We start from the raw sequence: 19,113 nt of genomic DNA on the forward strand, positions 1-19,113 counted from the left end.
TAAGCTATTTTCAATTGAGGGCCGCCTTGTAGACGTTCTCTGCTTCGGACGCGATGTGCGCCCAGGAATAGTTCTGGACGACAAAGTTTCGCGTCTCGAGGCCGAAACTGTCACGGTCGGGCTGGCTCAGATTGCACAGTTCAGCGACCGCAGTCGCCAGTTCTTGCGGATCTCTTGGCCTGACAAGCCTGCAATCCGGACGATTGGATAGCAGCTCAGGGAGCCCGCCGACTGTGGTTCCAACAATGGGGATGGCGGACGCCATCGCTTCAAGGGCGGACAAGCTCGTAGCCTCCATCAGGGATGGAATAACGCATACATCTGCCGCCCGAAGCACTTCGGACATTTCGTCAGCAGACAACGTTTCGAGGACAGAACTATGTTCGTCGTCTTCCAATAGGCCGCGAATTTCGGCGCTGTACTCAGGAAAGTCCGACTCAGATGCCCCGGCAAAGACGGCGAGGCTTTGCCCTGGCCAGCTCGAAGTTAGTATTGCCTGAGCTGCATATATCACTCCCTTGGTTGGAGCCCAACGTCGCGGGATTACAACGATTCGCTCTCCCACAAAATTCCATTTGAGTCGAATCTCATCACGTTCCCGAAGCGTTGCAGGATGGAATCTCTCGACGTCGACGCCATTCGGTATGTATGTCATTGGACAGGAGGCATATTCCTGGTCCACGAGCTCTTTCGAGGGTGCCATACCTTGTGTGAACACCTTCGTCATTAATCGAGTCAGTTGCCGTCCAATCAGCGGAGTCTTTCGCAGATACAGAAACTCGCCCAAATGGTTAGTCCACACATGCCTGGCGGGAAGTCCCTTCAGCATGATCCCAAGCAGCACACTTGTCACAAAATCATGATGGTGGATAATATCAAATTCGTACCGGTCGCGAAGGCTTTTCAGCTCGCGGGCTGCATGAATTGCGTTGAGAACCCTTGCCAAAAAGTTGGCCACAAATCGGACTGCAGGAATCGGAAAGATCCTTCGAAGCCGGACAAAGGATCGAGAACTTCTATGGCCGATGACGGCGGTCATTGGTACCGTACCGAGATCGTCATATAGGCTTGCGCCCGGCGAAGTCCTGACGACATGGACATCGTGTCCACGGGCGGACAACTCTCGTGCGAGATTGTAGACATGCAACTCGACCCCGCCTCGCGATTTGTCGACATAATTGTTGCTTAGCATTAGAATTTTCATGTCCAGATCTGTTTCCTTGCGCTATTTGAAGAACAGTGCCGCGCCTAGGGCAGCTTGAAGCCCTAGGGTGATGCCAACGTATAGATCAAATCTTCGAAAACCAGCGGCCTTGAACGAGAAGAGAGTGGCCAAGATGGCTCGAGCTGCCATTCCGGCGGTGATGCACAGCCCGGCTGTTTGCCATCCGTAACTGGGGAGCAACACGAGCGCGAGCGCCAAGGTAGTCAATCCTCCTGTCGCGGTTGCAACAGATATCTGCAACGTTCTTCCGAGCCACATGAGCAATGCGCTCCGACCATCGGCTGCTGCCTGAAGAGCGGCCGCTGGAAGCCCCATGGCTACTGCGCCGACGACACCTTGACGATCGTAAGTGGATGGAAGCCATGTATCTAGCGCTAGGAAGATAAAGAGGGTGACGGCGAGCGAAACCAGAAGCAACGCCACCTGTATTCTTGCCTGATTCCGCACAAGGATTTGTGAGAGCAGTCCTGAGGTCGAGGCTACCTGGGCCCTGGTCGACCAGTGCGCGTCGAGCGAGGCTCCGACAGTTAGGGCGCCGCCAATCAGCAGAGAGGCGAACATATAGTTGGCGGCGGCTGCCGTTCCGAGGCTGAACCCTACTAGAACCCTCATGAGAAGCATCGTTGCGACTGCCATCACGAGGTGCGGCACGAGCGAGATCGCAAGAGTTAATACACGCGATACTTCTGATTTGGTGGCGAAGCTCTTGTGGGTGTGGGTCAGGAGGTGGACAACTAGAACCGGTGCGGCGGATAGGCCGACATATACTGCTGTGCCGACGAGTAGGCCATGTTCAGTAGCCGCTACGCCCATGCATAACAGTGCAAATACCTGTATGTATAGCGTTACTGTTGCGAATGTTTTAGGAAAGTTCAGGCCTCGAAGTAGACTTGAGCACAAGAGAAACACTGCCGTGCTCGTAGATATCGATATGGAAACGCTCAAGATTGACTCATGTGTCATGAAGCCCATGGCAGTGGCTGCAAGAGACATTGCGTAGAGAATGTGGGCCACAAGGCCGGTCGTGCGTAGTTCAGCCGACCGGGATTGGTTTGAACTTAGTGATAGACGGTTGGCCAGGTAGTGACTGAGTCCAAGGCTGAGCGCTGGAGCAAGCAAACTGGATGTCGCGAGCTGCATTGAAAGCTCTCCAACCTGATTCCGGTCCATGATCCGGCCGAGTGTTGGCCAAACAAATAGGGAGGTCAAGAGGACAGCAAGCGGTCCCGACTGGTAGTACAGAAACTCCGATGCGTTCTTGAGGCTTACCCGTGCGGTAGTGTCAATTGACATTCGATGCCCCAGCCCTGTAATTTCTGGGCAGCGTGTCCAGCTTCCGAGCAGGACTTCGAATAGTGATGAGGCCGATAATCAGGAGCATGGCTCCTGAAAATGCCAAATTGATGATTAGGTAAGCCCCGTTTCCGTTTAGCAAGAATGTTTGTATTCCCAATATTATTAGGGCTCCGATAATAATCATCGTGAGACTGGAGACGCTTCTTAGCCAGTCGACCGCCTGGTACCACAACCAGCCGATGAGTATGAGAAACAGAACAGCGAATAGTTCCGGCATGCTGAAGAGTAGGTAGACTGATCCCCCGACTGTGACTGGAACGATAAAGTTTCCTGCCCCTAGGGGCGTTCCAGTGGTAATCGAGGACATGAGCATGTCGAACGTGTAGTCGTCTGTCGAACCAATTCCCAGATATCGGTGCATAAGCACATCAAAATCGTGGGCGAAGACAGAGTAGCTAATTGACTGTCCGGGGAAGTTGTGGAGGGCGAGGTAGCCAGACTGGATGGCATCGACGGTTGACCGCCGGATTAGGTAGTCGAAACCGCCCGAACCGCTGGCGGTGGTTGTGTAGAGGGTTCGAATGAAATCGACATACAGTCCTCCGGCGAGAAGTGCGGCTGCCATGCATACGAGAACTGCAAATTTAGGCTTCCTGACTCTGATCAGATACCCGATCATGGCGGTTGTCCCCACCTCGAGAAGCGCCCCCTTGAACCCGAGGCCGAGTTGGCTGATCGCGTAGAGAAGCCATATCGACATCGTGACTCGGCGGGTTCGCGTCGATACGGTAGCCAGGGAGATAAGGGCGACGGCCGGGATGCAGTACAGGACCGCCCTGCTTGGTAATCCACCCAGTCCGCTGTTACCTAGACCGAAGCGTTGGGTCTCGACATCGGCGGTGAAGACGGGGATTCCGCCGATCGCGAAGTGCAGGACGGCCAGAATGGCCAAGAGCCACAGGCAGCCGTTGAGAAATCTCGGCAATGCAATGACTTTGCCAGCGAGCAGGAGGTTGTCAAAGCGTGCTGAGTTCAGCTCGGGGTCTTCCTTGCTCAGAACACGACGGCGGGAATGAATCATCATTCCCGCGCCGACCAGCAGGGGAGAAATCTGGACAAGCCAGTCTCCCTCAACTGTTCCGTTTTCATTCTCGAGGAGAAGAAATCCGAAGGTCGGGAGCGCGAGCAGTCCTACGGCCACCATTCCGGAGGTGAGTGTTCGGTATCGGAGAAGGAGCGCGAGCATTCCTAGTACTGAGAACATCAGTGCGTGGTCCTTTTGGCGGCAGCGAGACTTGTAAGCCGGGAGCCCGGTCTTTCAGTTCCAGGGGTGTGCGAGCTCATCACCTCATCCTTACTTCGCGCCATCGCCGGGCGCAGCGACTGCTTTGACAGTTTGCCAGAGGATGATGATGTCGCCGATCAATGACCAATTCTCGACGTAGAAGAGGTCCAGTCGGAGCGAGTCTTCCCATGAAAGCGATGAACGTCCGCCTACCTGCCACATGCCGCTCATGCCTGGTTTGACGAGCAGTCGCCGCTTCGCCGCGTCGTCATAAAGTTTGACTTCGCCAAGTCGCTGAGGGCGGGGACCCACTAGGCTCATGCTGCCAGTAAAGACATTGAAGAGCTGCGGGAACTCGTCGAGAGAGTGCTTCCGGAGGAAGCGACCCAGTCGCGTTATTCGCGGGTCGTTGTCGACTTTGAAGAGTGGCAGTTCGCCCTTGCCCTGCTGTGCAAGGAGGGCGTTCAACTCGTCGTCAGCATTGACGCGCATTGAGCGGAACTTGTACATCATGAACGACTGGGCATTGAGTCCGATGCGCTCCTGCTGGTAGATGATCGGGCCTCGGCTGCTGGCCTTGACGGCCACGGCAAGAGCCAGGAGCAGCGGCGAAAGGAGAACGATGAGGACGGCCGCTCCCACGATGTCGAAAACGCGTTTGCCGACATGCTTGGGGCCGTCATACCGAGGTACCTCGACGTGGATGAGCGGGAGGCCTGCTACTGGTCTCGTGTGGATGCGGGGCCCCGCGACATCGGTCAGGCTTGCCCCGACAATGAGCTGATGTCGTTCGCCGTCCAGCATCCAGCTCAGACGTCGTATGTTGCCGGGCGTGAGCTCGTCACCGCTCGTGATCACCAACGTGTCTGCGCGAGTCTCGACCATGGCTCGTTCCACCGTATCGAGGTGAAGGTACACCGGCACAGAGCGGTGAGACGCCGGTCCTCTAGCCGGCCCCACCCAGCATTCGCCGACAACGTGATACCCCTCCTCGGGATGGCGTGCCAGCTCTGTCCGAAGGTGCTTCACGGAATTCTCCGAACCGACCAGCAGGACGCGCGCAGAATAATCGCCAGTCTGCCGCTTGACCCCTAGCCACTGGCGCCAAAGCCAACGGGACAGCACGAGGACCGCGACGCCTGTGGGCAGCGCCACGAGGATGTAGCCGCGCGCCAAGTTGATCTGGAACAGGAACGAGATGATTGCGACGAGGCCGAACAGCCGTAGGGAGGCGTCTGCAATCAGCCGGTACTCCGTTGGCCCAGCGCCGATGATTCGTGCCTCGCGGGTGTCGTAGATCTTGAGAATCAGCATCCAGGCGAGAATGAGAATCACTGAGACGGCGGAGTAGCTCACAGCGAGATCGTCCAGTGAGCCTTGGAAGGCGACGTGCGCGCTGTCAAAGCCGAACCATGCAATCTGAACGCCGAAGACGACCCATACCAAGACGAGGAGATCAGTGAAGATCAGGCCTCGACTTAGCCCTTGACGCCAATCGGTCCGGCCCGGGTCGACCGTAGGCCGCAATCCCAGCTCAGCGGGGCTCACGACGCAAGTTCCGATCCCATGAAGGATGACCGAGGTTCGGTGCGGCCCCAGCATTGTCCGCGGCGCGGATCCATCGTCAGGCACCTGACCCCGATGTAATTCCTCTCAGGCACGTAGCCCCACACGAGTGTCCCCCCTCCGGACAGGCCGAATCACGACTGAACGTTATCACCTGACGGCGAACCGCATATCGTACCCGGTCAACATCGTGGCTGTAGGCTGTGTAACAAATCTACGTGACGTCTTCGCAACTATTCAGTGGCGGTCGTGCAGTACTGATGTCTCGTATGATGAGGGCGATCAGTGGTCGTCGTCGGCCGAGTGAGGTCCGCATTGACGATCACGCAGGGGTTGTCCTGCGCAAGAAGTTGTAGCCCAGAGGGGAAGGGCAAGTGTCGACGACGTTAATGACCCATGAAGTCCGCATTGATGGTCCGTTCCGGCTGCGGGCCGCAAGCCGTCATTTGGTCCCTGATGTGTATCGATGAATCGGCATTTGAGATCACGACTTCGGCTCGGCTCGAGGCTCGTTGAGCTGACCGGCCGTAAACGACTTTGGGTAGTCGGTGCATTTGCCCTGCTTCTGGTCGCATCGTGCGCTGTGTGGCTGGGGGTTCGGGGTTACCTCGCCCAGAAGGAGCTCGCTGAGTCGGAAGCTTTGGCCAAGACGGTGCAGTCCGACATTGCTCAAGGGCGCGCCAATCAGGCTCGCGACGGGGCGCAGCGTCTGTCCGCGCACGTTGACGCCGCGCGCGGATTCGTGAGTGATCCGATCTGGCAAGTGGCAAGTCTTCTCCCGATCGTCGGCACTAATTTTGCGACGACGACGCAGTTGGCCGGCATCCTCTCCGACGTGGTCCATCGCGCCGTGATCCCGCTTTCCGAGGTGTCTGCAAATATCAACCCATCAGCACTGAAGCCGGTGGGCGGCGCCTTGGACATCGGCCCGATCGCGAAGGTGCGTCCAGCTGTGACCCAGGCAACGGGAGTCCTGGAAGACGCGTATCAGAAGGTAGCTCTTGTTCGCCCCGGTTTCGGATCCATGCCGCAGCTTCAGGCGAGCGTCGAAAGACTCAAGTCCCTTCTCGCTCAAGCGGCTCGGGAGGCTTCCGCCGCCGACACCGCCACGATGGTGCTTCCAGCGATGCTCGGAGATTCTACGCCGAGGACCTACCTGGTGCTGTTCCAGAACAATGCCGAACTACGCGCAACGGGAGGGATTCCAGGGGCCGCTGCGGAACTGCGCGTTGACCATGGCCACATCACTCTGGGGCGCCAGACGGCGGCAAAGGACTTTCCGAGGTACCCGAACCCCGTCCTACCGCTGGCGGATCAGACCAAGGGACTGTATGGGCCGATCACAGGGCAGTACTTCCAGGACGTCAACCTCGTCCCGCAGTTTCCCCTCACGGCCCGCCTCGCGGCCGAAATGTGGAAGCGGCAATTTGGTGTCCAGGTCGATGGGGTGTTCTCGATCGATCCCATTGCTCTCGGCTACTTGCTCCAGGCCACGGGTCCGGTGTCGCTTCCCACGGGGGAGACGATGGACTCCTCGAATGCCGCGCGCATGCTCCTGAGCGACGCCTACTCGAAATATCACGGCGCGAACAAGGACGACTTCTTTTCCACGGCCGCCTCTGCTGTATTCACGAAGCTCGCGAACGGGAGTTTTCAGCCCAAGCCGATGCTCGACGCGCTGGGACAGGCAGTGAAGGAGCGGCGCCTCCTCGGATGGAGCTCGCAGCGGATGGAACAAGACGCTCTTCAGTCAGCGGGGATCTCGGGAGACCTTCCTGCCCAAACCCCAGAGCATGGCGTTTTCGGCGTGTACTTGAACGACGCTACAGGCGCAAAGATGGACTACTACCTCCGAGAGTCCTATCGAATCGGTGGGGCAATGTGCAGGTCTGACGACAGGCAGACGTGGGAGCTAGAGGTCACACTCACGAATGTTGCTCCCGCAGATGCGGCAACCTCGCTTCCTGAGTACGTGACAGGCGGCGGCGAGTACGGCGTGAAGCCGGGCGACGTGAAGACGCAGGTGAACGTCTACGCTCCAGCGTCGTCGATCTACACCGCCGCGTGGAAGGACTCGGCGCCCCTCGATGTCCATCGCGATATGGATTCTGGGTACCCAGTTGCGCAGACGAACGTTCAGTTGGCACCGGGGCAGTCGACTGTGCTTCGATTCCAGTTCCTAGGCGCCCCCCAAGCTGGTCAGCAGCCTGACTTGATCTCGACACCAACTGTTAATAGTCTCAAGTTCTCCAAATACTCACTTTCGTGTGATGATGTTGTACGCTAACGTGTCCGTATAGTGCTGGTTGGGGGCTGTCGCAAGCCCGATATTCAGCTATCAATCTAAGACTGGGGATCTTGTAATGTTGAAAAAAGCCCTCGCCGTGCTGTCCTTCGCCCTTCTTGCGCTCGTGGCCGCTCCGGCCGCTGCGAACGCAGCGGGCTATGTGCCGAGCGGTAACGTGACGGTTTCGGGGAACGCCACTCCGGGCGGAACGGTAACCGTCGGGTTCGCTGCCGGCTCATTCGCGGCGAATGAGACTGTGTCCGTTTCTGTGAACGGCGACACCGCCGTCACGCTCTCAGCCGTCAAGGCGGCCGTCCTGACTACGTTCACGAAGTCGGCCTCCGCGTCCGGCTCGTTCTCGGTGAACGTCACTCTTCCGTCCAACGCAACCGGTACCTACACGCTGACTGCAACCGGCCTTACCTCCGGCAATGTCGGTACTGCCTCGATTACGACTGTTCCGGCTAGCGCCGGCAACGCCTCGCTTGCCAACACCAGCGGTGGCGCGGCGCTTGCAAACACCGGTGCCACGCTGCCGATGCTCATGATCTGGATTGGTGCGGGTGCACTCGTCCTGGGTGTCGCCATCGTCGGCACCCTGACCTTCGTTCGTCGGCAGCGTCGGAACGCCTAGTCAGCGTCGAAACGCCTAATTGTCAGTAACGCTTCGACCCGGCGGCTAATAAGGCCGCCGGGTCGAGGCGTCTTTGAATGGATCACTTTTGATGATCGCATGCCGTATAAAAAATAGATGTCATCATATCTAGTGGCCTGTCGGACCAGTCTGGCCTCGTTGCCCTCGGAGACGCGGACGCTGTTAATCGCTTGACAGCTTTGTCGCCTCGTTGAGGCGTCGAGCCTCTTGTGTGGAATCTCCAGGGGTAAGAGGCGCTGGCTCGCCTGGAGACGCCTCGGCAACGTTGCTGGCGCTGACGCTGCGTTTTACGTGTCAAACTAGTGGGGGCCGCCGTGGCCTGCTTGATCCATCCAGGGGACAGGAGGGGGTCCGGTGCGCACGCGCATCAAATTGATTGGCGTTGCCTTATTGGCCGCTGCGACAGCATTGCTCGTCGTGGCCGCCGTCATGAAGCCGGCCATGGAGCGCGCGACAGCTCAGGGTGCCCAGGGGGGCACCGCGGTCGTGGCGCCGACAGCGAGCGGGACGCCCGCGCCGTCGTCCGTTCCCACGCCCTCGAGCGCAAGCCCCACACCGACTCCCACCGCGGCGACGTACCGCTTCGCCGCGGTGGGCGACGCGATCACCCTGGCCGACAGTACGGACTTCGCGGACGGGCAGACCGGCTCGACGTCCTGGGTGACGTACGCGGCGAGCCCGAACCTCGTCTTCTCCGGCGGCTGGGCCGGCGCGGGCGCGACCACGGCCAAGATCGCCGCGAACGTCAAGCAGCTCGACGTCGACGTGCTCGTGATCGTGGCGGGGACGAACGACATCACGCAGGGCGTCGCCTTCACGCAGACGACCACCAATCTTGACCGCATCGTCACCACGGTCGGGGCGAGGCGCGTCGTGGTCTCGGCGATTCCGCCCCGGGACGTCGATCCTCGGCCGACGGCCGCATTCAACGCCTCGCTCCAGCGGCTCGCTGCTCAGCGCCAGTGGGCGTTCATCGATTCCGCCGCCGGGGTTCGGGTCGGCGACGTCTACGCGCCGGGCATGACGTTCGACGGCGTGCGGCCCACCAAGGATGCGGCCCAGATCATCGGCAAGGCCATCGCGGGCGCCATCCCCGGGTGACCCGGACGGGCCTCGCGCTGTGCGGGCAAAATTGGGCGCTAAGGAGTCATAAAGACTGCGTCTACGTGGTCAACCCATCAAGTAGATTCTGAACGTAGCCGCGGATCCCCCGATTCCCGCGGTGGGTGCGAGTAACCGCCCGGCTGTATCTATCCCCCTTGATACAGCCGGGCTCTCGCGTTTAAGGGCACAGGCTCGGTGGGGGCTCAGTAGCGTTCAGTAGCCGAGGAGCTTGGCCTCGCTGAGGCCCACCGTGATCTGCGATCGCTCGACCTCGCTGTACTGCTCGAACGTCCCTGGTGGGAGCGTCCGGACGGCCTCCTCGAGCCGCCAGGCCTTCTCCTCCAGGGGGTCGTCCTCGGTGTGCCTGAGGAAGGAGCGGATTCTGCTCGGGGTTTTGGGGCTTTCGAGCATGACGAAGATGGCCTTGGTCATCTCATTCCCATCGGCCATGGCGGGGTCCTGATGCGAGTGTGCGGATGGTGACGAGAATGTTCTACTCCCGGCGCGCTCGGCTGGGAAGTCGCTGCTAGGGATTCTCGATGAGCCCCGCGAGTCGCCTCGCGGCACCGCGAGTGGCGACCAGGTGGCCCATGATCTCGCGCAGGGCCGTGGCGTTGCCGTCGTCGCGGCTCAGTGCCGCCTGGACCCGGGTGTGCGAGAGGGTGCGCAGGCCCGCTGGCCGGCGTGCCTTCTCGTAGGCGTCGATGTCCTCAGGGCTTCCGCCGCGCAGTGCCGCGGTGAGGTGGCTCGCGAGCTCGAGCGCGTCGAGCAGGCCCGCGTTGAGCGAGGAGCCCCCTGTGTTGAAGATGTGCGCGGCGTCCCCGGCGAGCAGCACCCGGCCGGCTCTGTAGGTGCTGGCAATCCGGCTGTTGCCGACCGTGGTGCGCATCGCGGTGGCGTCGGTGAAGGGCAAGTCGGCACCGAGGACGCGATGCAGGCTCGCACGGAGCACGTAGCGAGCCAGCATTCGGTGCGGCCTGTCGCCGCCGAGGACCTCTGCTTCAACCCGCGATTCGGTCTGCTGGATGCCCAGGACAACGTGCCCGCGGCGCAGGTCCGCGCCGCGCTGCACCGCGCGGCGCTCGAGCAGCTCCTCAAGCCGCCGTTGCGGTATCGGCAGGATGTGCAGGGGGCTCGCCGGCCACAAGCCGAGCCTCAGAGGGATCGGCCCGAACTGAAACCGAGGCGGCCTGATGGCCTTGAAGTCGGTGCCGGCGAAGACGCCCCGCTTCGCGAGCTCGACCGAGGCGCGGCCCACAATCCCGTTTCCCTTGGGCGTTGGGTCCCGTTCCAGGTCCCGCTCGAGCACGGCGACGCGTAGCCCCTGCGCGGCAAGTTCGCCGGCCAGCAGCAGACCCGTGGGCCCCGCGCCGACAACGACCACGTCCCACGGGTCGGCGGATTCGCGGTGTGTCTTCATTCCCGCTGTCTTCATTCCGTCAGTCTGGATTGACACAGCTGCGTTGTCAATGCAGACTGACAGACATGGAATCTTGGGAACTGCGCGGGCAGCTGAGAGTCACGGATCCCGCCGCCGGTCTGCGCGCCGTTGGCGCACTCCGTCGGCTCGCCGAGCAGGTGGAGGCGGTGCATGTGGCCGAAGCGCGGCGCGCAGGGTGGTCCTGGGAGCAGATCGGCGACGCCCTGGGCGTCTCCCGCCAGTCGGTGCACGCCAAGTACGGAAAGAAGGAAAGCGATGTTTGAGAGGTTCGCGCGGTCCGCGAGGACCGCCGTCGAGGAAGCCCGAAACGAGGCAGCACGCCGCGGCGACCGCAGGATCGGCACCGAGCACCTGCTGCTCGCCCTGCTCCAGGACGCGGAGCTGGCCCGCGTCGTCGGGTCCGACGCCGCGGCTGCGCACCGAGCGGCCGACGAGCTAGACCGCAAGGCCCTTGCCGCAATCGGGCTCGAGATCGAGGGCTTCCAGCGGGGCGGTCCCATCGCCCTGGGACGTCACGCCCTCATGACGTCCGGCGCCAAGGCCGTGATGGGGCAGACCCTTCGCTACGCGACCGTGGAGAAGGCACGAAGCATCACGTCGCGCCACATGCTGCTGGCCCTCATCGACCAGAGCGAGACCGACCCGGCCGCGGCGCTCCTGACGGCCCTCTCCGTGGACCTCACGGCCCTGCGCGAGCGGCTGGCCGACGCCGCGTAAATCGCTCCACAGCCCGGGCCGGCTTGCGCGATTGGCAAAGTTCAATCGCCTCTGGGCAACACGCCCGCGCCGTGGCCGGCGGGCCAGCCTGTGCTCTATCCGGGGGAGGGGCCCCTCGGGCTGACCCTGAGGGATGCGGACCGATCCCGGAGCAGGCGCACGCAGATCGGGTGGATCTCGCTCGTGCTGGCGATCTTCAACTTCGCCGCCGCCGCGCTCTTCGCCGTGGTGCTCGCCAGCAGCAACGGTTCCGTGATCGTCTCAGCGGTCGCCGGGGTGATCTATCTGGGCCTCGGGATCTGGTCCCTCGCCACGAGGCGGACGACGGCGGCGGCCCCCATGGTCTCCAGCCTCGTCTTCAGCGGACTGGCCCTTCTGCTGGGTCTCATCGGCTTGGTGGGTGCGATCTTGGAGGGAGGGTCGCCCCAGTTCGTCGGGCTGATCCTCGAGCTGTGGGTGGTGATGCGGGCGATCCAGGTGCTCCGTACGAGGCCGGTTCCGGCCCCGTACGGCGCACCGGCTCGCTAGTTAGTTCGAGGCCCAGTTCTTCTGGGCACGGTCGGCGCTGCCCGGGATGATCTGGAAGAGCCACTTCGGGACGGCAGCGGAGAAGACGTACGTCTTGCCGTCGCGGACCAGGATGTGCTCGGGCTTACCCTCGGGGGCCTTCGCGGCGGGGCCGACGCTGAGCGCGAACGCGCACTTGCCGTCGAATTCGGTGACAGTGCTTTCGGACATGATGGGGCTCCAATGATCTGGGGTCGCGGAGGCGCTGGTTCGCGCCGTGGAGGTAGAGCGGAGTCAGTCTTGCACATGACGCGAGTTTGGCCCCTACGCGGTCATGAACCGAGCTATCGGGAGGCCGGTCCGGTGGCGCGGGCGGTGACCGCTACCGCCGGGACTCCGTGGCCGAGGGCTGGCACGGCATCCAGCGGGGTATGGAAGAGCCACAGGGAGAGGACTCGGTGGCTTGCCCAGTCTCCGGCCCGGACGCGAAGGGAAACCGTCTGCTCACCGTCGTGTCCAGCCGTGGTGTGGACGATCTCGAGCTGGACCGCCGGGGCCCCGGGAAGCGTGAGCACCGCAGTTCCGGACCGGGGGAGGGCGGCGTGGGGGAGCCGGACCCTGACTCCGCCCACCGAGATGTCCATGAGCTCCCCGCGAACCCCTGAGACCGTTACGGGCGCGGCGACCATGACCCGGTGAGAATTCCGCCGCGACGTCGCATATCTCTCGGAGCGGATCCGTACGATCCCTAGCCCGAGCACGGCGGCCGAGAGCAAGAGCCAGGATCCCGCGGTGAGCGTCGAGGACGGGTTCGCGCGCCACGGGACGAGGCCGAGGACGCCCGCGGCCGAGTAGGCGACGTCGGCCACAACGATGAGCGCGAGGACGAGGAGGATGCGTGGGAGAGTGCCGCGGGCGCGGCGGTCGGCGGCCCCCTTGGGCGTGACCTCGAACCTGAGGGCCTTGCGGCTGATGAGCCACCAGAGGCAGGCGATTCCCACCGGGATCCTGAATACCCTGAGGGCGAACGCGGTGGGCCAATGAATCTGGCGCCGCATGAGCTGCTTGGCACCCCAGAGGCGGACCGCGAACGTGGTACCGAAGACCGCCGTGAACACCACAGGGTCCGCGGTCGAAGTCTGTGCACCGGAAGCGAGAGCCAGGGCGGGGATGAGGAAGGCAAGGAGAGTGCCGACGCCCTCGAGCCACCAGAGGGTGCCGTTGAGGTATTCGTGGAAATTGCGCCAGGACATCCAGCGCTTCGCGGCCCACAGCCGTTCGTGGGTGAGGATCTGCATGGCGCCCATTCCCCAGCGGCGGCGCTGCAGGAGATACTGCTCTGGGGTCGCGGGCGCGAGGCCAAGGGCCAGGGTCTGGTGGTGGTAGACGGTGCGCCAGCCTCGTTTGATGAGCTTGAGCGTGGTGTGCATATCCTCGGTGATCGTCTCGACAGCCACACCGCCCACCTGGCGGAGCGCCTCGAGCCGGAGAAGCGACGTGGACCCGCACCAGAACGGCCCCGCGCCAGCCGTGTTTCGCGCCCTCATCTGCACGTTGAAGAACATGCCCTGTTCCCCGGTGATGCCGTCGTCGTCGAACGCCCCGCCGTTGTAGAAGGTTTGGGGGGCCTGAACCAGTGCCACCCGTGGATCGGCAAACCACCCGAGCGTCGAAGTCAGAAACGCTGGGAGGGGCACGTGGTCGCAGTCCAGGACTGCCAAGACGTCGAAGCCGGGGGCACCCATGGCCTCCTCGCTCTCCATGAGGGCGAGTGCATGGTTGATATTGCCCGCCTTGGCATGGTCGTGCTCGCTCCGGCGGACGTACCGCGCTTCGTACGTCGCGCACAGCTCGGCCGCCCAGTCTCGGTCGCCGTCGTCCAGGACCCAGGTTTCATGGGCTGGCGTCAGTGCGCACGCTGCCGCAACGGTCGGTGCGAGCACCTCGGCAGGCTCGTTGTAGGTAGGAATGAGGAGCACGACGCGCGGCGGGGCGGCGGTCTGGTGGCGCGGTGCCGGGGACGCGTCGAGGTTCCACCACGTGATTGCGTTCAGAACCATGCCCGGCAGTGGCAGCACCTCGAAGGCGAGCATGCCCCAGGCTGCTATTTGGTCTGAGGGCCCCGACGGGAGAGTGAAGGCGGCGCGCCAGATCAGGTACAAGGTCAGTGCCACTGCCGCCCCGACGCCGCCGACGTGCGCCATGCGGCGGGCCCACCGATCCTCCGGCCCGGGCGCATCGAGGTTTGCCACCCAACCCGCCAGCCCGGCCCTGCGCAGGTCCCTCAAGGTGGACCGCCTGTGCCTGCCCCTGGGGCGACCGGGCAGGCCGAAGGTTGTGTCCCGTTCCATCACCTCCGCCGCCGGGGCGCCCGGCGTGGGGCTGCTCCCTGCCTTGGCCGGGAATCCAACTTCGAGTGCGATTTCCACGCTTCGGCCTATGTCTGATTCCAATTACCGAGGAGCGCGGTCATGGTTGCGGCCGGGAGTGGACGGCTGAAGTGATACCCCTGGGCCATCGCCGCACCCAGGCGGGAGAGCTCCCGGGCTTGGCTACGTGTCTCGACGCCTTCAAAAACGGCGCCAAGATCCAGGGCGCCGACCATGTCCAGGATCGCCCGGATGAACCGCTGCTCCCGTGGATCTCCGGCGAGATCCCCGAGCAGGGTCCGGTCAATCTTGACCAAAGCGGCCGGAAGGCGGCGCAAGTAGCCGATCGAGGAGTAGCCAGTTCCGAAATCGTCGATGTGCAGGCCAACTCCCAGCCCGTGCAGCTGCGTGAAGACGTCGACGTCCTGCTCGGCGCCGGCCACGAAGGATTCCTCCGTGAGCTCGAGAGCGAGGTTCTGAGGGTCTGTGCCGGTAGCCGAGAGGAGGCCCTGAAGCTGGCCACGCCCGACCAGCGCGCGGAGCTGGTCGGCGCTCGTGTTCACGGAGAGGACGAAGTCCGAGCCGATCGCGCGGCTGTTCCTCCAGCCCGTGAGCTGGGTGAGTGCACTCTCGAGAACCAATCGGCCGAGCTCTCCCGCGACCCCGATTTCGTGGGCGAGCGGCACGAACTCGAGAGGCGGAATATCGCCTAACGATGGATGCTGCCAGCGTGCGAGCACCTCGACCCCGATGATTCGCCCGGTCTGCAGGCCCACGATGGGCTGGTAAGCAAGGCCTATGCGGCCGGCGTGTACCGCCTCGTCGAGGTCGTCCGCGAGCGCGACGCGCGGCCGAGGGGAGTCGAAGATCTCGGCCCGCGTGGGCCAGACAGGGAGAGCGTGCTCTGCGACGGCATCGAGCGCGACGCCCGCCAGAGCGAGCGCATCCTGAGCGCTGGCCCCCGGATCGAGCTGATGGATCCGGACGCTAGCGGGGCCGCTGAAGGGTACATTCTCCGAGTTGTGCAGGTCTTCAATGCACCGCTCGACCCGGCGGGCCAGGGCAGCGGCCCTGCGTGGACCCGTCCCGGGGACGAGAACGGCTAGCCGGCCCTCGCCCACTACCGCGATGTTTCCGGAGGGTGCGACCGCGTCGTGGAGCCGTGCGATCACGGCGGCAGTCACTCGGTACGACGAATTGAGAGAAAGGCCGCTGAGCGATGGGAGGTCGACCAAGAGCAGCGAGGGCGCGCTCGCACTCTCGCGCGTGGCAACAGCCTGCGCCTCGTCGATCTCGGGGAGGAGCCGAGACAGGTCCATCTTGGAAGTCCCACTGTCGGTCCAGCTCATCAAGTCCCTTCAGTAATCAAGCGGGCTTCGGGCTTTAGCAGTGCGGAAACAAGCGGGCCCGAGGCTTCCCGATACCCCAACTCGCGGAGGACCTCGAGTTGCCCGTGACGTTCCACCCCGGTCGCGGCCACACTCATCCCGAGCGCTCGCGCCGTCTGTGCAAGCGAGGCTGCCAAGCCTGCAGCAGCATCATCGGTATCGATGTCTTCGGTGAGGGCTTGGGAGACGTAGAGCATCGAGAACGGGAGCGAACGCAGATCAAGCAGTCGCGGGTGGCAGCCGCCAAAGTCGTCGAGGCCAGTCTGCACCCCCTGCAGGTCCAGCCCGCGGAGTTGGGTCTGGGCGTGTTGAATCCGAACCGACGGAATCGGCCCGGTGAAGACAAGGCGGAGCGCCGAACCGGGGAGTCCGTGCCCCGCGAGGGTGGCCGCCACCTCTTCGGCGGGGGATCCCTCCGCGAGCCATGCCGACGATGCCCTCAGGACTACTGGACGGTCCGGTCCCTCCGCAGCGGCGATCTGTGCGGCCTTCCGGCAGAGGCGTTCGAGCTCCCACCGGCCGATCTCGCCGAGCTGATGGCTTCGCTCGGCCACGGGAAGGAGCTCCTCCGGGGTGATGGCGCCCAAGCCGGGGATCTCCCAATGGAGCGACGACAGCAAAGCCGCCTCGCCGCCGTCGTCAATTTTGAGAACCGGTTCGTATCTCAGGTCGAAGGCGTCTTCTTCAAGGGCGGTGAGGAGCTCTCGTTGGACCTTCGCCTTCCTCGCGAAGGGATCCGCGTCGCCGGAGGCTACGGTCTGGACACGGCGTTTGCCCGTCCGCTTTCCGGCGAGCATGGCCCCGTCGGCGTACCTGAGCAGGGCATCGAGCGGGCTCAGCGCGTCGTCCAAGGAGACATCCGAGGCGATGGCCACCCCGATCGTGGCGGAAAGCCGCAGCGGATGCCCGCCGTGCTCGAAGGGCCGCGTGGCCGCGTCGAGGATTCGGGCCGCCGCGGCTTCGGCACCCGGGCCAGTAGCACCGAGCAAGACCGCAGCGAATTCGTCCCCGCCGAGCCGCACGGCAGTGTCGCCGTCCCGCAAGCACGCGGACAGGCGCCGGCCGAACTCGGCGAGCACCGCGTCGCCGGCTTCGTGGCCGAAGGTGTCGTTCACGGTCTTGAAGTTGTCCAGGTCCAGGTACAGGATCGCCGTCTGGCCCGGATCGGTGCGGGCCAGTATCGAAGGCCCGCGGTCCGCGAGCCAGCGCCGGTTCACCAGACCGGTGAGCTGGTCGTGCCACGCCGCATGCCGGAACGACGCCGAAAGCTGCTCGAAGAGCTGCGAGACTGTGACCAGATGCGGTCCGGTTTCGCCGAGGAGGAGCAGGTCGTCGTAACGGCTCGCTTCCTCGCGCCCGAGGGCGAGGTCTGCGGCTTCGTCGAGGGTGGTCTCGTCGGTGAGGACCAGTGACGACTCGGGCAACAGTTGGCCCGCAGTGCTCCTGGAGTGGAGGGCCCGGCCGTAGCCCAGCCGTCCGGAGAGGTGCAGCTCGGTGGCGTTCCGCGTCAGGAGCGCAGGCCCGTTCAGGGCGTCGAGGACGGCGACCCCGCGGAGGTCAGGGCTCATGCGGAACATGCCGTCCACTTCAACCGCCGGGGTAGACGCCGGCACTGTGGGGATCGCCTGGGCCAGACGCGACGCCGACGAAGATCGCTTGCTGGACAATCTCTGCTCCTGAACTTCAGGCAAGCCATGATGACCAGCCTGACCTTCACCACCCATTGGATGGGCGCATCGGAATGCCCGTCCGCGAGATCCCGCGACGCCAAGCACCTGGGCCCTCGCCGCAGCTTAGCCATGTACAACTTTCATGCGACGAAGTCCACTCAAACACCCGATGAACAACCGCAAATCTTGCCGAGTCAGGCGTGCGGTGCCCGAAGCTCCGCCGCGAGCTGGTAGGCGGCATGGGTGACCCGCTCGAGCGGACCGCGCCACCCGTTGAGGCGGAACACGAGGCCAGCGGCAAGCGCAACGAGGACGTGCGCTGCGAGGAGGCCGCCGCCGTCGAACTCGGACCCGGCCTTTTGGGACCATGCAATCTCAGCGACGTGCCCCGTGTAGAGCGTGAGGGTCATGCCGCCGGCGCCTGCGAGGGGGAGGAGCACACGGGTTCGGTCGATCACCCGGATCCGCGCGACGAGGAGGAATCCCGCGAGCACCGCCGCTGAGGTCCCGCACGTGTGGACGAGGTCAAGAGTTGTGCCCGAATGTGGTGCGGCCGTCAGGAGCCACCACACGCTGCCGGTCTGGTCGACTTCGGAGAGGTCGGCGCGGAGCAGCGCGTCGAGCTGACCGTCGCGCGCCTGCGGGGTGGCAAGCAGTGCGTCGCGGCCGCCGAGCGGGCCAAGCAGAACCCACTCGGTGCACTTCGCGAGCACAGCCGCCGCCACGCCGCCGGCGAGCAGGCCGATCTGAACGCCCAGGCGCCGCAACGGGAGCCTGCCGATCCATAGCCCCGCGAGGATGTAGCCGAACCAAACGATCACGGGATAGATCCCGGTGGCAGCGATGTCAGCCGCGAACCGCGCCGGATCCATCAGGTCGAGCCACGCTGGGTTGTGCCCAAGACGCAGTGGGCGCGAGCCATCTCTGAGCACGGTACGCAGCCCATAGGCGGCGAGCGGCGCGAGGAGGATCCACAAGACGGCCAGCGCGCCGAGGGCGCGTTGGCCGAGCTTCAGAACGGGGATGGCGCACAGGAACAGTGCCCCATAGTCCACGAGGATGATCGAGATGTCGACGTTGAGACTCCCCAGAGAAAGGCCGACGGCGGCAATCACCGCGGCTCGGAGAGCGAGCCCCAGACGGTTCTCGGCTGCGGGGACGCGGCCGAGCGAGAGGGACACGCCCGCAAGGACCGCGAAGAGTGCAGCGGCGCGGCCTGAGATCACGAGGCCGATCCACGTCGGTTCCGGGTGACCCGTGGCATCCGGCGAGATCACTGGCAAGAGGTGGGTGGCCATCATCGTGAGGAGGGCTGCTCCTCGGGCCATATCGATGCCCGTGAGGCGGCCACGGGCGGACGTTCGTTGCGCGTTGCTGGGGGAATCCGGTCTCGTGGTCTCGGTGGCCATGGATCGGTCCTTTCGTCTGCGTGTGTTGGGGGTAACCGCAGTGGAGGGCGACGACGCCCGGTGGGCCTGTGATCCTGCGGTCCAACTCTAATTACGTAAGAGTTTGTTTGCCCAATCCTCGGAGCCGTGATTAGGCTCGCCTAAGTAGTCCGACCCCGCGCACCCCGTTCACACGCCTTCTTGGAGCACCCCCA

General features: G+C 63.6%; 17 protein-coding genes. 6 read left to right on the forward strand and 11 right to left on the reverse strand.

Annotated features, from left to right (window positions below; all coding sequences use genetic code 11):
* Positions 1-10 precede the first annotated feature (10 nt).
* From ACOKR1_RS03490 to ACOKR1_RS03505, 4 genes are all read right to left on the reverse strand, one after another.
* Positions 11-1,204: a glycosyltransferase family 4 protein gene (locus tag ACOKR1_RS03490; RefSeq protein WP_422935378.1), complete on the reverse strand. Its 1,194-nt coding sequence runs from the start codon at positions 1,202-1,204 to the stop codon at positions 11-13.
* A gap of 21 nt (positions 1,205-1,225) precedes the next feature.
* The gene (locus ACOKR1_RS03495; protein WP_422935379.1) at positions 1,226-2,218 is read right to left on the reverse strand and encodes a hypothetical protein; all 993 of its coding nucleotides are present in this window, start codon (positions 2,216-2,218) and stop codon (positions 1,226-1,228) included.
* A gap of 289 nt (positions 2,219-2,507) precedes the next feature.
* Positions 2,508-3,785: a hypothetical protein gene (locus ACOKR1_RS03500; RefSeq protein ID WP_422935380.1), complete on the reverse strand. Its 1,278-nt coding sequence runs from the start codon at positions 3,783-3,785 to the stop codon at positions 2,508-2,510.
* A 90-nt stretch (positions 3,786-3,875) separates the two neighbouring features.
* Positions 3,876-5,354, reverse strand: coding sequence for a sugar transferase (locus ACOKR1_RS03505; RefSeq protein ID WP_422935381.1), 1,479 nt, complete (start codon positions 5,352-5,354; stop codon positions 3,876-3,878).
* A gap of 658 nt (positions 5,355-6,012) precedes the next feature.
* Here ACOKR1_RS03505 and ACOKR1_RS03510 point away from each other — a divergent pair.
* From ACOKR1_RS03510 to ACOKR1_RS03520, 3 genes are all read left to right on the forward strand, one after another.
* Positions 6,013-7,659 (forward strand): DUF4012 domain-containing protein, encoded by a 1,647-nt coding sequence (locus ACOKR1_RS03510; protein WP_422935382.1) that lies wholly within the window; start codon positions 6,013-6,015, stop codon positions 7,657-7,659.
* 76 nt (positions 7,660-7,735) lie between these two features.
* Complete coding sequence (locus ACOKR1_RS03515; protein ID WP_422935383.1) at positions 7,736-8,293, forward strand: hypothetical protein; 558 nt, start codon at positions 7,736-7,738, stop codon at positions 8,291-8,293.
* A gap of 375 nt (positions 8,294-8,668) precedes the next feature.
* On the forward strand, positions 8,669-9,415 hold the full coding sequence (locus ACOKR1_RS03520; protein WP_422935384.1) for an SGNH/GDSL hydrolase family protein: 747 nt from the start codon (positions 8,669-8,671) through the stop codon (positions 9,413-9,415).
* 216 nt (positions 9,416-9,631) lie between these two features.
* On the opposite strand, the gene ACOKR1_RS03525 is transcribed toward ACOKR1_RS03520, so the two are convergent.
* Both ACOKR1_RS03525 and ACOKR1_RS03530 read right to left on the reverse strand, forming a co-directional pair.
* Complete coding sequence (locus ACOKR1_RS03525; protein ID WP_422935385.1) at positions 9,632-9,868, reverse strand: hypothetical protein; 237 nt, start codon at positions 9,866-9,868, stop codon at positions 9,632-9,634.
* Positions 9,869-9,944: 76 nt separating this feature from the next.
* Positions 9,945-10,853, reverse strand: a complete 909-nt coding sequence (locus ACOKR1_RS03530; RefSeq protein WP_422935386.1) for an FAD-dependent oxidoreductase — start codon at positions 10,851-10,853, stop codon at positions 9,945-9,947.
* Positions 10,854-10,903: 50 nt separating this feature from the next.
* Here ACOKR1_RS03530 and ACOKR1_RS03535 point away from each other — a divergent pair, with 50 nt between their 5' ends.
* From ACOKR1_RS03535 to ACOKR1_RS03545, 3 genes are all read left to right on the forward strand, one after another.
* Entirely contained in the window at positions 10,904-11,122 is a 219-nt protein-coding gene (locus tag ACOKR1_RS03535) for a helix-turn-helix domain-containing protein (protein ID WP_415853779.1), read from the forward strand.
* Positions 11,115-11,576: a Clp protease N-terminal domain-containing protein gene (locus tag ACOKR1_RS03540; protein ID WP_422935387.1), complete on the forward strand. Its 462-nt coding sequence runs from the start codon at positions 11,115-11,117 to the stop codon at positions 11,574-11,576. Before ACOKR1_RS03535 ends, ACOKR1_RS03540 begins: the two co-directional genes overlap by 8 nt.
* A gap of 183 nt (positions 11,577-11,759) precedes the next feature.
* Complete coding sequence (locus ACOKR1_RS03545) at positions 11,760-12,104, forward strand: hypothetical protein (RefSeq protein WP_422935388.1); 345 nt, start codon at positions 11,760-11,762, stop codon at positions 12,102-12,104.
* Here ACOKR1_RS03545 and ACOKR1_RS03550 read toward each other — a convergent pair whose 3' ends face one another.
* The 5 genes from ACOKR1_RS03550 to ACOKR1_RS03570 all read right to left on the reverse strand — a co-directional run bounded on the left by ACOKR1_RS03550 (position 12,105) and on the right by ACOKR1_RS03570 (position 18,919).
* The gene (locus ACOKR1_RS03550; RefSeq protein WP_422935389.1) at positions 12,105-12,314 is read right to left on the reverse strand and encodes a hypothetical protein; all 210 of its coding nucleotides are present in this window, start codon (positions 12,312-12,314) and stop codon (positions 12,105-12,107) included. It abuts the gene before it with no gap.
* A gap of 113 nt (positions 12,315-12,427) precedes the next feature.
* Complete coding sequence (locus ACOKR1_RS03555) at positions 12,428-14,335, reverse strand: glycosyltransferase family 2 protein (RefSeq protein WP_422935390.1); 1,908 nt, start codon at positions 14,333-14,335, stop codon at positions 12,428-12,430.
* Positions 14,336-14,520: 185 nt separating this feature from the next.
* Positions 14,521-15,801 carry an EAL domain-containing protein gene (locus ACOKR1_RS03560; RefSeq protein ID WP_422935391.1) on the reverse strand — a complete coding sequence of 427 codons (1,281 nt, stop codon included), beginning with the start codon at positions 15,799-15,801 and terminating at the stop codon, positions 14,521-14,523.
* Entirely contained in the window at positions 15,801-17,408 is a 1,608-nt protein-coding gene (locus tag ACOKR1_RS03565; RefSeq protein ID WP_422935392.1) for an EAL domain-containing protein, read from the reverse strand. The genes ACOKR1_RS03560 and ACOKR1_RS03565 overlap by 1 nt, the downstream gene beginning before the upstream one ends.
* Positions 17,409-17,704: 296 nt before the next feature.
* The gene (locus ACOKR1_RS03570; RefSeq protein WP_422935393.1) at positions 17,705-18,919 is read right to left on the reverse strand and encodes a heparan-alpha-glucosaminide N-acetyltransferase domain-containing protein; all 1,215 of its coding nucleotides are present in this window, start codon (positions 18,917-18,919) and stop codon (positions 17,705-17,707) included.
* Positions 18,920-19,113: the final 194 nt, after the last annotated feature.

This window comes from Sinomonas sp. P47F7 (assembly GCF_049332655.1).
Classification (GTDB): domain Bacteria; phylum Actinomycetota; class Actinomycetes; order Actinomycetales; family Micrococcaceae; genus Sinomonas.

Excerpts from the sequence above, each read along its gene's own strand:
- ACOKR1_RS03535 (WP_415853779.1), top strand. The coding sequence starts at position 10,904 with ATGGAATCTTGGGAACTGCGCGGGCAGCTGAGAGTCACGGATCCCGCC.
- ACOKR1_RS03565 (WP_422935392.1), bottom strand. The coding sequence starts at position 17,408 with ATGAGCCCTGACCTCCGCGGGGTCGCCGTCCTCGACGCCCTGAACGGG.
- ACOKR1_RS03550 (WP_422935389.1), bottom strand. The coding sequence starts at position 12,314 with ATGTCCGAAAGCACTGTCACCGAATTCGACGGCAAGTGCGCGTTCGCG.
- ACOKR1_RS03490 (WP_422935378.1), bottom strand. The coding sequence starts at position 1,204 with ATGAAAATTCTAATGCTAAGCAACAATTATGTCGACAAATCGCGAGGC.
- ACOKR1_RS03495 (WP_422935379.1), bottom strand. The coding sequence starts at position 2,218 with ATGTCTCTTGCAGCCACTGCCATGGGCTTCATGACACATGAGTCAATC.
- ACOKR1_RS03525 (WP_422935385.1), bottom strand. The coding sequence starts at position 9,868 with ATGGCCGATGGGAATGAGATGACCAAGGCCATCTTCGTCATGCTCGAA.
- ACOKR1_RS03500 (WP_422935380.1), bottom strand. The coding sequence starts at position 3,785 with ATGTTCTCAGTACTAGGAATGCTCGCGCTCCTTCTCCGATACCGAACA.
- ACOKR1_RS03560 (WP_422935391.1), bottom strand. The coding sequence starts at position 15,801 with ATGAGCTGGACCGACAGTGGGACTTCCAAGATGGACCTGTCTCGGCTC.
- ACOKR1_RS03515 (WP_422935383.1), top strand. The coding sequence starts at position 7,736 with ATGTTGAAAAAAGCCCTCGCCGTGCTGTCCTTCGCCCTTCTTGCGCTC.
- ACOKR1_RS03570 (WP_422935393.1), bottom strand. The coding sequence starts at position 18,919 with ATGGCCACCGAGACCACGAGACCGGATTCCCCCAGCAACGCGCAACGA.
- ACOKR1_RS03530 (WP_422935386.1), bottom strand. The coding sequence starts at position 10,853 with ATGAAGACAGCGGGAATGAAGACACACCGCGAATCCGCCGACCCGTGG.
- ACOKR1_RS03540 (WP_422935387.1), top strand. The coding sequence starts at position 11,115 with ATGTTTGAGAGGTTCGCGCGGTCCGCGAGGACCGCCGTCGAGGAAGCC.